This window comes from Mesorhizobium sp. M1409, from assembly GCF_040317535.1.
Classification (GTDB): Bacteria; Pseudomonadota; Alphaproteobacteria; order Rhizobiales; family Rhizobiaceae; genus Mesorhizobium.
On the sequence record NZ_JAMYKV010000008.1, the window covers coordinates 158,334 to 172,540 of the forward strand.

At 64.0% G+C, this 14,207-nt stretch carries 11 protein-coding genes and 3 pseudogenes; 7 read left to right on the forward strand and 7 right to left on the reverse strand.

Annotated elements, in window-relative coordinates; genetic code table 11:
* Positions 1-25: 25 nt before the first annotated feature.
* A complete protein-coding gene (locus NKG99_RS09945; protein WP_352866870.1) occupies positions 26-865 on the forward strand; it encodes an amidohydrolase family protein in 840 nt (279 codons plus the stop codon).
* A 10-nt stretch (positions 866-875) separates the two neighbouring features.
* Here NKG99_RS09945 and NKG99_RS09950 read toward each other — a convergent pair whose 3' ends face one another.
* From NKG99_RS09950 to NKG99_RS09975, 6 genes and pseudogenes are all read right to left on the reverse strand, one after another.
* Positions 876-2,036 carry an extracellular solute-binding protein gene (locus NKG99_RS09950; protein WP_352866872.1) on the reverse strand — a complete coding sequence of 387 codons (1,161 nt, stop codon included), beginning with the start codon at positions 2,034-2,036 and terminating at the stop codon, positions 876-878.
* The gene (locus NKG99_RS09955; RefSeq protein ID WP_352866875.1) at positions 2,033-3,193 is read right to left on the reverse strand and encodes a CaiB/BaiF CoA transferase family protein; all 1,161 of its coding nucleotides are present in this window, start codon (positions 3,191-3,193) and stop codon (positions 2,033-2,035) included. The genes NKG99_RS09950 and NKG99_RS09955 overlap by 4 nt, the downstream gene beginning before the upstream one ends.
* Before the next feature lie 2 nt (positions 3,194-3,195).
* Positions 3,196-3,747 (reverse strand): MaoC family dehydratase, encoded by a 552-nt coding sequence (locus tag NKG99_RS09960; protein ID WP_352866877.1) that lies wholly within the window; start codon positions 3,745-3,747, stop codon positions 3,196-3,198.
* Between the two features lie 330 nt (positions 3,748-4,077).
* The gene (locus tag NKG99_RS09965) at positions 4,078-5,070 is read right to left on the reverse strand and encodes a Tim44 domain-containing protein (RefSeq protein ID WP_352866879.1); all 993 of its coding nucleotides are present in this window, start codon (positions 5,068-5,070) and stop codon (positions 4,078-4,080) included.
* A 71-nt stretch (positions 5,071-5,141) separates the two neighbouring features.
* Positions 5,142-5,435 (reverse strand): TFIIB-type zinc ribbon-containing protein, encoded by a 294-nt coding sequence (locus NKG99_RS09970; RefSeq protein WP_352866913.1) that lies wholly within the window; start codon positions 5,433-5,435, stop codon positions 5,142-5,144.
* 233 nt (positions 5,436-5,668) lie between these two features.
* Positions 5,669-6,657: pseudogene (locus NKG99_RS09975) on the reverse strand (zinc-dependent alcohol dehydrogenase family protein).
* A 102-nt stretch (positions 6,658-6,759) separates the two neighbouring features.
* Between NKG99_RS09975 and NKG99_RS09980 the strand changes: the two are divergent.
* Positions 6,760-7,668 (forward strand): annotated as a pseudogene (locus tag NKG99_RS09980) (LysR family transcriptional regulator).
* Positions 7,669-7,882: 214 nt separating this feature from the next.
* Entirely contained in the window at positions 7,883-9,529 is a 1,647-nt protein-coding gene (locus tag NKG99_RS09985) for an acetolactate synthase large subunit (RefSeq protein ID WP_352866882.1), read from the forward strand.
* Between the two features lie 103 nt (positions 9,530-9,632).
* On the opposite strand, the gene NKG99_RS09990 is transcribed toward NKG99_RS09985, so the two are convergent.
* The gene (locus NKG99_RS09990) at positions 9,633-9,818 is read right to left on the reverse strand and encodes a hypothetical protein (RefSeq protein ID WP_352866918.1); all 186 of its coding nucleotides are present in this window, start codon (positions 9,816-9,818) and stop codon (positions 9,633-9,635) included.
* Here NKG99_RS09990 and NKG99_RS09995 point away from each other — a divergent pair.
* The 4 genes and pseudogenes from NKG99_RS09995 (at position 9,741) to NKG99_RS10010 (ending at position 14,069) form a co-directional block, all read left to right on the forward strand.
* Positions 9,741-11,036 (forward strand): ArgE/DapE family deacylase, encoded by a 1,296-nt coding sequence (locus NKG99_RS09995; protein WP_352866915.1) that lies wholly within the window; start codon positions 9,741-9,743, stop codon positions 11,034-11,036. The genes NKG99_RS09990 and NKG99_RS09995 overlap by 78 nt on opposite strands.
* 8 nt (positions 11,037-11,044) lie before the next feature.
* The gene (locus tag NKG99_RS10000; RefSeq protein ID WP_352866883.1) at positions 11,045-12,091 is read left to right on the forward strand and encodes a phosphotransferase; all 1,047 of its coding nucleotides are present in this window, start codon (positions 11,045-11,047) and stop codon (positions 12,089-12,091) included.
* On the forward strand, positions 12,092-13,399 hold the full coding sequence (locus NKG99_RS10005) for an aspartate aminotransferase family protein (RefSeq protein ID WP_352866885.1): 1,308 nt from the start codon (positions 12,092-12,094) through the stop codon (positions 13,397-13,399). It begins immediately after the preceding gene.
* 13 nt (positions 13,400-13,412) lie between these two features.
* Positions 13,413-14,069: pseudogene (locus tag NKG99_RS10010) on the forward strand (GntR family transcriptional regulator).
* The last annotated feature ends 138 nt before the right edge of the window (positions 14,070-14,207 follow it).

Genomic DNA, 14,207 nt, shown 5'->3' on the forward strand with positions numbered 1-14,207 from the left:
AAACAGCCAGGAGGAGGAGGCCGCCATGATCATCGACACCCATTTGCACCTCATCGATCGCTCAGTCTTGCGTTATCCCTGGCTGTCAGGCGTGCCGGCGCTCAACCGCGATTTCTCCTATGAGGAATACGCCGTGGAGGCGCAGCGTGTCGGCGTCGAGCGCGTGCTGCATATGGAGGTCGATGTCGATCCGGCCGACATCGAGGCCGAGACCACTCGTGTCGAAGGGCTAGCACGGCAACGCGGCAGCATGCTGGCTGGAGCGATTGCATCGTGCCGCCCCGAAGAGGCGGATTTTCCGGCCTATCTTGAAAGGCAGCAGGCAACCCCCTTCGTCAAGGGCTTCCGCCGCGTTCTCCATGTGGTGCCCGACGAGCTCTCGGAGGGCGCGCTGTTTCGGGACAACATCAAGCGGCTTGGCGGCACCGGCCTGACCTTCGATCTCGTCGTGCTGCCGCACCAGATCCCGAAGGCAATTGCGCTTGCCGACCTGGCGCCCGATGTGACGTTCGTCCTCGACCATTGCGGCGTGCCCGACATCAAGGGCAATGGCGAGCATCCGTGGCGCGAGCATATCAGCGAGATCGCGCGGCGCCCGAATATCATGGCCAAGATTTCCGGTGTCGTCGCCTATGCCGATCCCGGCAGCTGGGCGGTCGAGACGCTGCGCCCCTATGTCGAGCACACAATCAATTCATTCGGCTGGGATCGTGTCGTCTGGGGCAGCGACTGGCCGGTCTGCACGCTCGGCGGCGGCTTGTCGACCTGGGTGGCGGCGACCCATGCGCTTCTTGCAGGCTGCAGCGTCGATGAGCGCGACGGGCTGTTGTCCGCGAATGCCCGCAAGCTGTGGTGGCATGTCTAGGCGGGCTCGTTCATGCTTTACGGGCAGCGCCGGGCGCCGGGGAACTTTCCCGAAACAGGCGATTTAGATCGGCAACGACCTGCCGTGCCTGATGTCCGGAGGTCATGCCGAAAAGGATGCGGTCGGACGCCGCTTGCTGGAACGCCATATAGCCGTCATGGCGCGGCCGCACCCACGCACCTTCCAGCGTCGCGCGCGTATTCCGATAGAAATTGCCAGTCGCGTCGTTGACGGTCTGGTCCTCCCAGGCCGCGGCATGGCCGGGCTGGCCGCCGGCGGCGGCATAGGGACCGCGCTGGACATCGCCGCTGGCGACCCAGTAGGCGAAGTCGATCGCGGCATCCTTCGCTTTGGCAAAGGCCGATACGGCTATGCCGGTGCCACCAAGCGCCGAACCGATCGGACCGCTGGAGCCGATGACCGGGATGTCGGCGAAGGCCAGCCGGTTCGCGCGAAAACCAGACATTGCATAGGAAACATAGCCGTAGATCAGCGGTGCACAGATGATGCGGGAGCCGGCCTCCGCCATGCGTTCCGAAACTGCGATCGGATCCATCTCGAAGCAGGCGGGGCCGACCAGTGCGGCTATCTCGCGCATCGTCTCGAAGACTTCGCTGCCGGCGTCGGCATCGATGAGATCGCCGGACGGGTCCGTTGCGCAAGGGCGGCCAAAATTGCCGGCCAGCGTGTAGAACGCCATCAGCACATGGGGCGGGCGCAAAGGCAGCAGCACCCGGCCTTGCCGGGCGAGATCGAGCACATCGCTCCAGCGCGCTGGCGGCGCATCGAGCGCATCCGGCCGCCACGCCTGGACCTGGCTGGCCGCGTCGATCGGGAAGGCCCATTGCCGCCCTTGCCAGTTGTAGCTCCGATAGGACTGGCCCACGCTGCCCGTGGCTAGCGCTGCAAGTTCCGCCTCGCGGCCAGCGACATCCAGCGGCTCGAGGCAGCGCTCCGCTGTGATCTGGCCGACATGCGGATGATCGATGACGATAAGATCATAGGCACGCGCCAATTCCTCGACCGGGAAGGATTCGAAATCCTGCAGTGAGCGCTTGTCCCATTCGATGGTGATGCCGGTCTTTTGCTTCCACAGGGATGAGCAAGCGACCATCGGGTCGTAGCCGCGCGGATGGCTCCAGGTCATGCCCTTGAGTGTGGGCACGCTCACAGGCCGAACTCCTCGCGGATTGCAGCGCTGTGCTGGCCGATGCGCGGTGCCGCCCGGTCGACCTTGGCTCTGACACCATCGACCCGGAGCGGCGAACTGGTGGTCAGGATCGAAACATCGTCCTCGCGTGTCACCGTCTGCAGCATATCGAGCGATTGGAACCCTTCGCTCGCCAGCATCTCCGGCCAAGTCAGCACCTTGGCGCACCAGATGTCGGCCGGCTCGAGAATTTCAAGCCATTCGTCGATGGTTTTGGTGGCGATCCGCTGCGCGATGATCGCCTTGATGTCGTCGCGGGCGGTGAACCAGGATGCCGGCTTGTCGCGATAGGGTGCCAACTCATTAAGCGACAGCAGATCGGCCAACTTGGGTATCGGCGTCATGGCGATGGCGAGATAGCCGTCCTTGGCCGGGTAGACACCGTAAGGCGCCGACAGATAGGCGTGCGCGCTGCGGAAGCTGGAGCGCCTGGGCAAGCGGCGGCCATCATTGAGATGCGTGGTCAGCACCTCGAACTGGAAGTCGACCAGCGCCTCCAGCAGGCTTGTCTCGATATGGCTCCCCTGGCCGGTGATGCCGCGCCTCACCAGTGCCGCCAGAATGCCTTGCGCGCAGGCAGCACCGGCCAGCATGTCGCCGATGGCAAGACCGAACGGCACCGGCCCCTGGTCTTCGTCTCCGTTCAGCCACATTACGCCGGAACGCGCCTGCGCCAGCAGGTCCTGGCCCGGCCGCTTGACCCAAGGGCCGTCCTCGCCATAGCCGCTGATCGAGGCGTAGACCAGCCGCGGATTGATCTTGCGGACCGCCTGGTAGTCGAAGCCGAGCCGCTCGATGACGCCCGGTCGGAAATTCTGGATCAGCACATCGGCCTTGGCCAGCAGCCCGCGCAACACCTTGAGATCGGCGTCGTTCTTGAGGTCGATAGCAAGACTTTCCTTCGCCCGGTTGATGGCATGGAAGATGGTGGAATCGCCGCCGATCTCGGTGTCGCTGAGATAGAGCCGGCGCGACAGGTCGCCGCCGTCCGGACGCTCGATCTTGATCACGCGAGCGCCGAGATCGAGCAGTCTGAGCGAGCAGTACGGGCCCGACAGGAACTGGCTCATGTCGACGACGACAAGGCCGGCGAGCGGCAATTCGGCTGCAGCCGGCATCGTTATTTCTCCGTCTTGCCGACAAAGTCGGCGGGGTTGCGGTACTTCACCGTCTGCAGGTGCTCGCAGTAGAGAACGAGCTCGCCTTCGCCCTTGAACACCTCATAGCTGGCGCGGGTCAGCCCCATCTCCTTGTAGCGGGGCTTCTTGTCGAGGTTGGAGCGGATCGAATAGATCGTATCGCCAATGAAGACAGGCTTTATGAAACGCAGCTTGTCGTAGCCATAGGAAAAGGCGTTGATGCAATTGGTGGCGACCAGCCCGAGGCCGGCCGAGAAGACGAAAGCGCCGGCGATCAGCCGCTTGCCGAAAATCCCTTCGCTCTCGGCAAACATCTGGTCCTGCACATAAGGGTGGATGTCGAGCACCAGCGTGTTGAACAAATGGCTGTCGCCCTCGGCCATCGTGCGCCGTAGCGAACGGATCTTCTGGCCGACCGGCCAGTCCTCGTAGAACCAGTTTTCGGCATTCCACACCGGCAGCGCGGCATGATCCGCCGGCATGTTTTTGGGGTGCGTCGAGGCGACGCCGACCGTGGGCGCGAAATCGTTCATGGCTGGCTCTGCCAGTTCGGGAGGAGGTTCCGCGCAGCCATTTGAACACGCGTCAAGGCGCCTGAATCCACGACGTCTCCTCCCGTCAATCTTCTCTTGTAAATATTCTTTTCACATATGGGATTGCGATGCAAGCACGAAGAGGCGAAAGTTCAGCCGCTCCCGCGCGCCCGAAGAGGCGGCGGGGAGGGAGGAATTCATGCGCAAAGATTGTCTGGTATTTGTCAGCAGCCTGGACCGCGATACCGGGCACGCCAGAGAGATCGGCACGCGGCTGTCCGTTGGTGCGCTGAGCGCCCGCACGCAGCCGCATCGAGCCTCGCACTCAGCTCAAGCCTGTTGTATTGCCGAGAGCTTCCAGTTCGAGCCATTCTCACGCACGAATGTCCACAGCTCGGTCGTCTCGGTCGGGTGATCATCGTCGCCTTCGACGACCCTGCCGCTGGACCGTTCGCGCGTCCCGTCACGAGACTCGTAGCGCAATGCGGCCGTGGCGTAGTCGCGGTCATCCTCGCGCCAGCTTTCCGCGATGTCGGCCTGCAGCAAGGTGATGTCCGTTACCTCGTTCCTAAGACCTTTCTGGGCATTGTCGGCCAACTCCTCCGACAGATAGGACACCATCTCGGGGGTCGTAGCGCGGCGCAGAGCGGCATGGTCTTCGCGGCCGAATGCTTCCTGGACATCAGTCAGCAACTGCTGGAATGCGTCGAGGTCGGTCTGAGCCAGCGTGATCTCCTCGGAACCGGTGGCCGGAGAGCCTCCGCTCGAACCGCCGCCAAAGCCGGGAATCGTGAAAGGGCGTGCAGTGTCCGTCTGCTGCTGTGTCGTCGCACGGTTCTCAAACCGCGACGCCTGGGCATTGCCGACGCCGGCCAGCGCAGGGGCGGGACCGCGCGCGGATTGCGAGCGGAAGAACCTGATGGCCAGCATGATTGCGCCACCGATAAGCAGGGCCTGAAGCAGGAAACCGAACATGCCGGCGAGGCCGCCGAAGCCTTGGCCGACGAGCAGGCCGATCAGGCCGCCTAGCAGCAGGCCGCGCATCATCGTTCCACCGAGGCCACTCATGAAGCCCGGCCGCTGCAAGCCGGCCTGCGGCTGCCGGGCCGCGTTGTTCACACCGGCGTTGGGCGTCATCGAACGCTCGACGGGAGCGGTCGGCGCTGGCGCGGTTCTGGTCGGCGGTGCCGATTGGAACGTACGCATGCCACGACTGCCGAAACTGCCGCCGCGACGGGCCTCGGCATGATCCATCGCGACCATGGAGAATGCGAGGAACAGTCCCGCAAAGAGGGCTGCAAATCGGCTTGTGCGGGAAATCATCGGGATGGACCTTTATCGATGCGGTTTTGAAGTTTCAGCAAACGCCGGCCCGGGTGCCGGGCGTCATGCGGTCAATCGAACAACTCTTCGAAGAATGATTTCTTCCGCTTCGGATAGCGGTGGCCCTGCGAGCGGGAATAATCGTCATCGCGCCCCTGGCCCTGTTGCGGCTGGGAGAATGCTGCCGGCTGCGGTGCTGGCGACGCCTCCCTGCCGGAACGCTCGATGATCTTGTCGAGTTCACCTCGATCAAGCCAGACGCCGCGGCACTGCGGGCAGTAATCGATCTCGATACCCTGGCGTTCGCTCATCACGAGCGCGACGCGGCAGGAGGGGCAAACCATACCAAGGAGGGAAGATGTCATGTGGGGCTCCAAACCAAAAACGATTGAGCCCGCTTGACCGAAAAGGGTGGAAACGGGCCCGTTAAAGCGGTCCGACATCACAATCGCCAAAAGCGAGTGTCAGAGGGGCCCGGCCCGCACGGGACAGTTAGGAGTGCGGAGCCGTGCCTTCAAGGGCGATGTTGCCGGCAATGTTGATTTGTTCGCCATCTCTGCTCAAACCGTCACCACGATCTCAGATCGTCACCACGATCTCAGATCGTCACCACGATCTTGCCGAACTGCTCGTTCGACTCCAGGTAGCGGTGCGCCTCGACGATCTGGTCGAACGAAAAGGTCCGGTCGATGATCGGCTTTAGAGCCCCAGTCCCAAGTCCTTCGAGGATAAACGCCTTGGCGGCCTCCAGTTTCGCCGGGTTGCCGGTGATCTCGTGGACGAGGTAGCCGCGCAGCGTCAGTGTCTTGCCCAGCACGGCGGACAGTGGGAACGGCGTCGGCTCGCGGCTGAGGCCACCATATTCGATCAGGATGCCGCCACGCGCCATTGCCGCTGTCAACGGCTCGAAGATCGGGCCGCCGATCGCATCGAAGACGACGCGCACACCTTGCGGTCCGGCGATCTCGTTCAATCGCGCCGCTAGGTTCTCCTCGGCCGAGACCACGACATGCGCCGCTCCGGCGTCGAGCAGAGCCTGCTTCTTGGCTGACGTTCGCGTCACCGCGATCGCTGTCGCGCCTACACTATTTGCTATCTGGACGGCGGCAAGCCCGACACTGCTTGAGGCCGCGGTGATGACAACGGCATCCCCGCCGCTAAGCCTGGCAATATCGATTAGCGCGCCATAGGCGGTGAGATACTGCATCCAGACGGCCGCCGCCGTTTGCCAGTCAAGCGACGGCGGATGCTTGACGATGAGCCTAGCGGGATAGGTGACCACCTCGCCATAAGCTGGCCAGCGAACCATCGATCGCGGCGGGATGACACTGACCGCGTCCCCCGGTGCAAAGTCGTTCACGCCTTCGCCCACGGCCTCGATAATACCCGCCGCTTCCAGGCCAAGCTCGGAAGGCAGGGTGGGCGTCTCGATATAGGCGCCCGCGCGCAGCAGCGCCTCGGCGCGATTGAGGCCGAGCGCCTTGACGCGGATTTGGACTTCGCCCGGACCGGTCGGGGCAATTCGACATCCTCGATGCGCAGAACCTCGGGACCACCATGCTGGTGAAAGCGAACCACATGTACCATTCGGGAGACTCCAAGTTATCTGAACCGAATGAGCTATGCAGCTAGGCTTGTCGGGGATAAATGGCTGCAAAGGGAGAGCAGTAGGAACCAGGAGTTTCGAATATGGATCGGCTTGAGAGCATGGCCGTGTTCGTCAAAGCCGTCGACCTCGGCTCGTTCGCGGCCGCGGCGATCGCGCTCGACCTGTCCGGACCGATGGTCGGCAAGCATGTCCGGTTTCTCTAGGAGCGGCTGGGTGTGCGGCTGCTCAACCGGACCACACGCCGGCAGAGCCTGACCGACTTCGGACGCGCCTATTATGAACGCTGCCGGGTGGTGCTGGCCGAGGCCGAGGCCGCCGATACGCTCGCCACCGACCAGTTCTCGGAGCCGCGTGGCAAGCTGCACGTCACCATGCCGGCGCATTTCGGCCGTCACTGCGTGACGCCGGTGCTGCTGCGGCTGGCGCGGCAATATCCGATGCTGGAACTCGACCTGTCGCTCAGCGACCGCTTCGCCGATTTCGCCGAGGACGGCTACGACCTTGCCATCCGTACCGGTACCCTGGACGACAAGGCGGGGGTGATCGCCCGTCGCGTCGCTCGCCAGGATATGGTCGTCTGCGCCGCGCCCGCCTATCTCCAAAGTCACGGCGAACCCCTGCGGATCGAGGATCTCGCCGACCATCATGCCATCGTCTACCGCCGGCTCAGCCAGATCGTTCAGCCTTGGCTGTTTGCGCGCGAGGCGCAACCGACGCAGGAGATCATGCCGACCGGCCGGTTGCGGCTCGACGATCTCGATGCCATAGGCGACGCGGCTGCCGAGGGCATGGGGGTCGCCTGGCTGCCCTACTGGCTGGTGCGTGACCGCATTCAGACCGGCGCGCTGGTCGCGCTGCTGCCGGACCAGCCGCGGTACCTCTACGACTGCCACGCCCTTTGGCCGCAGACGCCGCATCTGCCGCTGAAGGTGCGGCTTGCCGTCGATGCGTTGGCCGCCGCCCTGCCGAAAATGATGGCCTGGCCGTAGCGTCCGCCTCTCGGTTAAGATCGCGCCGATGTTCCTTGACCTCGGCACGGTCGACGATCAGTTCGTCGCCGCCACGCGTCGACAACAAGGACACACCTCAGCTTGCTTCTGCAAAGCCGATGAAAGAGTGCACGCTCTGGGTCTTTGAGGCGTCGCGTTCCAGTGCCATATGAAAGTGGCCGACTGAATGAGCGCATTGCGGGAGGGACGGTTTATGACCAAAGGTTCGGATTTGTTCGTCGCGGCCCTCGAGAACGAAGGGGTCGAACGGATTTTCGGCATTCCGGGCGAAGAAAATCTCGATATCGTCGAATCCATCCGCCGCTCCTCGATCCAGCTGATCCTGACCCGCCACGAGCAGGCGGCTGCCTTCATGGCCGCCACCTATGGCAGGCTGACCGGCAAGCCCGGAGTCTGCATCACCACGCTTGGCCCAGGTGCGCTCAATCTTTCTACCGGTTCGGCCTATGCGCTGCTCGGCGCGATGCCGATGATCATGATCACCGGCCAGAAAGGCATCCTGTCATCCCGGCAGGCGCGCTTCCAGATCGTCGACATCATCGCGGCGATGAAGCCGCTGACCAAGCTGTCGCGCCAGATCGTCTCGCCGAAGATGATCCCGTCGCTGGTGCGCGAAGCTTTCCGTGTCGCCCAGGAAGAGCGACCGGGGCCCGTGCATCTGGAACTGCCGGAAGACATCGCAGCGGCGGAGTGCGAGCCGATCGCACTGGTGCCGACGCACCCGGTCGAACTGCCGCTGGCCAGCCCGGGCGCGCTTGATCGCGCCGCCCGTATGATCATGGAAGCCAGGCGTCCGCTGTTGATGTTCGGCGCGGCGGCGTCGCGGCCGCGCTTGACCTCCGATCTCGCGCAGTTCGTGTTGCGCACGCAAATTCCCTATTTCACCACGCAGATGGGCAAGGGCACCGTGCCCGGCGGCACCGAGCTCTATATGGGAACAGCAGCCCTTTCGGAGCGCGACTATGTGCACGAGGCCATCGAACAGGCCGATCTGATCATCACCATCGGTCACGACACGGTCGAGAAGCCGCCCTTCATCATGGGGGCGAAGGGGCCGAAGGTGATTCATGTCGGCTATCAAACGGCCGATGTCGAGCAGGTCTATTTCCCACAGGCCGAAATCGTCGGCGACCTCGGGCCTTCGCTGGCGCTGCTGGCCGACCGCATCGAGGGCAATATCCCCAACGCGCAGGCCCTTCTGCCGCTGCGTGAGGGTATTTTGAGCCGGATCGCCGCGCGCGCTACCGAAGATCGCTTCACACCGCAGCGCATCGTGCATGACGTTCGCGCCGTGATGCCGGCGGACGGCATACTCTCCCTCGACAATGGCATGTACAAGATCTGGTTCGCGCGCAACTACCGGACGCGGATGGCAAACACGCTGCTGCTCGACAATGCGCTGGCCACCATGGGCGCGGGCTTGCCGTCGGCGATGATGGCGGCACTGCTCTATCCACAGCGCCGCGTCATGGCCATCTGCGGCGACGGTGGCTTCATGATGAACAGCCAGGAAATGGAGACCGCCGTCAGGCTCGAGCTCAATCTCGTCGTCCTGCTGCTCGAGGATCACGCCTACGGCATGATCCGCTGGAAGCAGGCGGTCGACGAGTTTCCGGACTTTGGCATGACCTTCGGCAATCCCGACTTCGTGAAATACGCCGAGGCCTATGGCGCCAAGGGGACCAGGGTTGGCGCGATCGCCGAATTGCGGCCAGCGCTGGAACAGGCCTTCGCCGGCGGCGGCGTGCATCTCGTCGTCGTGCCTATCGACTATTCCGAAAACATAAGGGTGCTTGTCGACGAGTTGCGCGAGCGGCTGCCGACGACACAGGCGCCCTGACGGCGGCGGCAACGCCGCCACCAGGATTGTCGACCTATCCAGATCGGCCGCCGGATGGCTGCGTGGCATGGACAAGGCTCGATGTGCCGCGCAGCCGAAGTTCCTAGACCTTGCAGTAAGGCGTCACCGGTACGATGGTGCCGAAATCCCTAGCGATCTCGTAGCCGATGCCGTCGGCCGCCGCCTTGCCGACAAGTGAAAGTGAAATATGATGCCTAAGCGGGTTGCGGACGAGGCCATTCTCAGCGCGGTCGATGACGGCTTCGCGCGACAGGTCGCGTTTCTGCAAGACCTCGTGCGTTTTCCCTCACAGCGTGGCGAGGAACATGCCGCACAATCCTTTATGGCCGCCGCGTACGAAGCGGATGGCTATGCGGTCGACATGTGGCGCGTCGATGTCGATGCGATTCGCGACCTGCCGGGTTTTTCACCCGTGGCAGTCTCCTATGACGATGCCTTCAATGTCGTTGCCACGCATACGCCGCGAAACGCATTGGGCCGCTCGCTGATCCTCAACGGCCATATCGACGTCGTGCCGACGGGGCCGCTCGACCGCTGGGTGCGCGACCCCTACGATCCGGCGATCGAAGATGGCTGGATGCATGGCCGCGGCGCCGGCGACATGAAGGCCGGCCTGTCCGCCTGCCGCTATGCGCTGACCGCCTTGCGCAGTCTCGGCTACCAGCCGGCCGCGAACGTTTACCTGCAGTCGGTGGTCGAGGAGGAGTGCACCGGCAATGGCGCGCTCGCCTGTCTGCAGCGCGGCTACCGCGCCGACGCCGCTTTCATTCCCGAACCGCTGGAACCGCGACTGATGCGTGCACAGGTCGGTCCGATCTGGTTCCGGGTCGAGGTCGACGGCGATCCGCGGCATGCATCCGGGGCTTTCTCCGCCGGCGCCAATGCCATCGAAAAGGCCTTCGTCATCATCCAGGCGCTGAAGCAGCTCGAAATCGTCTGGAACGCGCGCAAGGTCGATGACAAGCATTTCCACGGCCACCCGCATCCGATCCGCTTCAACCTCGGAAAGATCGAAGGCGGCGAGTGGACGTCGAGCGTTCCGGCGCGCTGTGTCTTCGAGATGCGCGTCGCCACCTATCCCGGCCAGAAGCTCGAAGATGCGAGAGCCGAGCTCGAGGCTTGCATCGCCGATGCGGCCCGCGCCGACCCGGCCAATCGCCCGCCGACCCTCACCTACAATGGCTTCATGGCCGAGGGCTATGTGCTGGAGGGCGCCGACAAGATGGAGGCTGTGCTGCGCCGCAGCCACACCGCCGTCTGGGGCGAGCCGCTGACCGAACACGTCACCTCGGCGACGACCGATGCGCGTTTCTTCGGCCTCTACGCCGACACGCCGGCGATCGTCTACGGCCCGATCTGCCGCATGCCGCATGGCTATGACGAGGCAGTCGATCTCGACTCGGTGCGCAAGGTCACCCAGACGATCGCCCTGTTCATTGCCGACTGGTGCGGCCTCGAACCCATCGATCCCGAGGTCAGGTCATGAGCGCCGCGATGTCCGATGCTTTCGGCGAAACACTCGCCGAGGACGCGCCTGACGTCTCGACCACCGACGCGCTCGCCATCCTGCGCCGGCACTACGGGCTCACCGGCGCCGCGCGTCCTTTGCCTGGCGAACGCGACCACAACTTCCATATCCAGACCGACGGCGAGGGCGAGTTCGTCCTGAAGATCTCCCATCCGGCGGAAGAGGCCGGCTTCACCGACTTCCAGAACAAGGCGCTCGACCACATCCTCGCGGTCGACCCGGCCTTGCCGGTTCCCTCGGTGCGCAAGAGCCTTGAGGGCGAGGCGCAATTCACGGTCAGCGTCGGTGGATCGGCGCCGCGCATCATCCGGCTGGTCACCTATCTGCCCGGCCAGTTGCTGTCGCGCTCACCCCCGTCAGCGGCGCAGGACCGCAATCTCGGTATTTTTCTCGCTCGCCTTGGCCGGGCGCTGCGCGGTTTCTTCCATCCGGCCGCCGGCAGCGACCTGCTTTGGGATATCCGCAAGGTCGCCAAGACGCGACCGATGATGGCGCATATCCCTGACGCTGGCCGGCGGGCCATGGTCGAGCGCGCAATCGACTCCTTCGAGGAGCATGCGGCGCCGGTCATACCGAAACTGCGCGCCCAGATCGTCCACAACGACATGAACTCCTACAATGTGGTGATGGATGCTTCGCGGCCGGAAGTCGTGATCGGCATCCTCGATTTCGGTGACATGATCCATTCGCCGCTGATCTGCGACCTCGCCATCGGCGCCGTCTACCGTTGGCCGGCGGAAGGTCATCCGCTGGCGCCGGCCGCGCGCTTCGTCGCCGGCTATCAATCCGTGCAGCCGCTCGAGGCCGAAGAGATCGGCATTCTCTTCGATCTGATCCGGGCCCGTCTTGCGCTCATCGCCAACATCGCCAGCTGGCAGGCGGAGCGCTTCCCGGCCAAGCGCGACTATGTGCTGCGTCTCGCCACCGAAGTGTGGGCCTCGCTCGAACGGCTGGACGAACTCTCGTCCACTGACGCCCGCCGCTATTTCCTCGACCATTCCAATCCGGAGTAGATGCTCGTGTCCCAGTCCTCGCCATATCCTGCAAATGCCGACGCGACGGCATCGGAGCGCGCGCTGCTCGAACGCCGAGCCAGGCTGCTCGGGCCGACCTACCGCGCCTTCTACCGCAACCCGATCCATCTGGTGCGCGGCAGCGGCGTGTGGCTCTACGACGCCCAGGGCCGCAAGTTCCTCGATGCCTACAACAATGTCGCCTCGGTCGGGCACTGCCATCCGCGCGTGGTCGAGGCGCTGTCGGGGCAGGCCGCGACGCTCAACACCCACACGCGCTATCTCAGCGAAATCATCCTCGACTACGCGGAGAAACTGCTCGGCACCGTTCCGGCCCATCTCGGCCACGCCATGTTCACCTGCACCGGCAGCGAGGCCAACGACCTCGCCATCCGCATCGCCCAGAATTCCAGCGGCGGCACCGGGGTGATCATCACCGATTTCGCCTATCACGGCGCCACGATCGCGACGGCGCAACTGTCACCCGCGGCGGTCGGGGCAAAGGGCGTGCCCGCGCAGCATCGGACCGTGTCGGCGCCGGACACGTTCCGCGACCATGGCCGTGCCGCGCATGATTTCGCCAAGAACGTCGCCACGGCCATCGAGGACATGCGCGCAAAAGGTATCAAGCCGGCAGCGCTGCTTCTCGACTCGGCCTTTTCCAGCGACGGCATCTTCTTTCCCGATGCGGCGGTGATGCGGGAGGCGGCCGATATAGTCAAAAAGGCCGGCGGCATCGTCATCGCCGATGAAGTTCAGTCCGGCTTCGGCCGGCTTGGCCAGGGCATGTGGGGTTTTGCCAACTATGGCATCGAGCCGGACATCGTCACGATGGGCAAGCCGATCGGCGACGGGCATCCGATGGGCGCCGTGCTCGTGCGGCCGCGGCTTGTCGCCTCCTTCGGCTCGAACACCGGCTACTTCAACACTTTCGGCGGCAATCCGGTCGCGGCGGCCGTCGGCCTCGCCGTGCTGGACGTGATCGAAGGCGAGGGGCTGATCGCGAATGCGCGCGATGTTGGCGCCTATGCGGCTGACCTGCTGCGCACCCTGCAAAGCCGGCATGGCGCGGTCGCCGATGTCAGGCACAACGGCCTTTATTTCGGTGTCGAGCTGACAGCGGACGGCGAGGCTCTGGCTGCCACCAAGACATCAGCGGTTGTCGAAGCCATGCGCGAGGACGGCGTTCTGATCTCGTCCAGCGGTCCGCGCGGCAATGTGCTGAAGATCAGGCCACCTCTGCCGTTTGCCAGGGACAATGCCGAGCAGCTGGCCGAGACGCTCGATCGCGCCCTGTCGAACTGGTGAGCGGGCCGAACGCATGCTGAAGCTCGAACATCAAACCCTGAATGACCGCGCCTATGGCGCGCTCAAGCAGGAGCTGATTTCCGGTGGCTTCAGCCCGGGCCAGACACTGGTCATCCGCAAGCTCGCCGAGACGTTCGGCATCTCGACGACACCGATCCGCGAGGCGCTGCAACGGCTTGTCGCCGAGCGGCTTCTGGAGATGCAGAACAACCGCTCGGTCATCGTCCCCTTGCTGTCCGCGCCCGCCTTCGAGGAATTGACGCGCATCCGCATCGCCGTCGAGGGGCTGGCGGGCGAGATGGCGGCGACCAGGATCAGCGAAAGCGGGCTGGCTGACATACAGGCGACCCTTGCCGGCATGCAGCGTGCCATCGAGGCCGGCGACGCCAGGGCCTAGCTGACGCTGAACGAGGCCTTCCACTTCGCCATCTACCAGCACGCCGACGCGCCGATCCTTTTGAACATGATCCGCGATCTCTGGGGACGGGTCGGGCCTTATCTCAAGCTGCTGATGCAGGCCGATCGCTACATCCCGCAGCCGAATGACGCGCATCGCAAGATCGTTGCCGCACTGGAGCAGCGCAGCGGTTCCACTGTGCGGATTTTCATAGAAGAGGACATCGCCATGGCGGCTGCGGTTCTGTCGGCAAACCTTGGCAAGGTGAAGTGACTGCCTAGAGCGGGATGAAATTACGGTGAGTCGATAAGGGATTCCCAAATCGATTGGAATTTGATTGAACTAAACCGCTGCCGCGGTAGCTGATGCGCGGGTCTGGCCTGAGGAGGCCCCTGTCTGAGAAGATTTGGT

Coding starts and splice junctions, on each gene's coding strand:
- NKG99_RS09945 (WP_352866870.1), top strand. CDS start 26: ATGATCATCGACACCCATTTGCACCTCATCGATCGCTCAGTCTTGCGT.
- NKG99_RS09955 (WP_352866875.1), bottom strand. CDS start 3,193: ATGCCGGCTGCAGCCGAATTGCCGCTCGCCGGCCTTGTCGTCGTCGAC.
- NKG99_RS09960 (WP_352866877.1), bottom strand. CDS start 3,747: ATGAACGATTTCGCGCCCACGGTCGGCGTCGCCTCGACGCACCCCAAA.
- NKG99_RS09965 (WP_352866879.1), bottom strand. CDS start 5,070: ATGATTTCCCGCACAAGCCGATTTGCAGCCCTCTTTGCGGGACTGTTC.
- NKG99_RS09970 (WP_352866913.1), bottom strand. CDS start 5,435: ATGACATCTTCCCTCCTTGGTATGGTTTGCCCCTCCTGCCGCGTCGCG.
- NKG99_RS09985 (WP_352866882.1), top strand. CDS start 7,883: ATGACCAAAGGTTCGGATTTGTTCGTCGCGGCCCTCGAGAACGAAGGG.
- NKG99_RS09995 (WP_352866915.1), top strand. CDS start 9,741: ATGCCTAAGCGGGTTGCGGACGAGGCCATTCTCAGCGCGGTCGATGAC.
- NKG99_RS10000 (WP_352866883.1), top strand. CDS start 11,045: ATGTCCGATGCTTTCGGCGAAACACTCGCCGAGGACGCGCCTGACGTC.
- NKG99_RS10005 (WP_352866885.1), top strand. CDS start 12,092: ATGCTCGTGTCCCAGTCCTCGCCATATCCTGCAAATGCCGACGCGACG.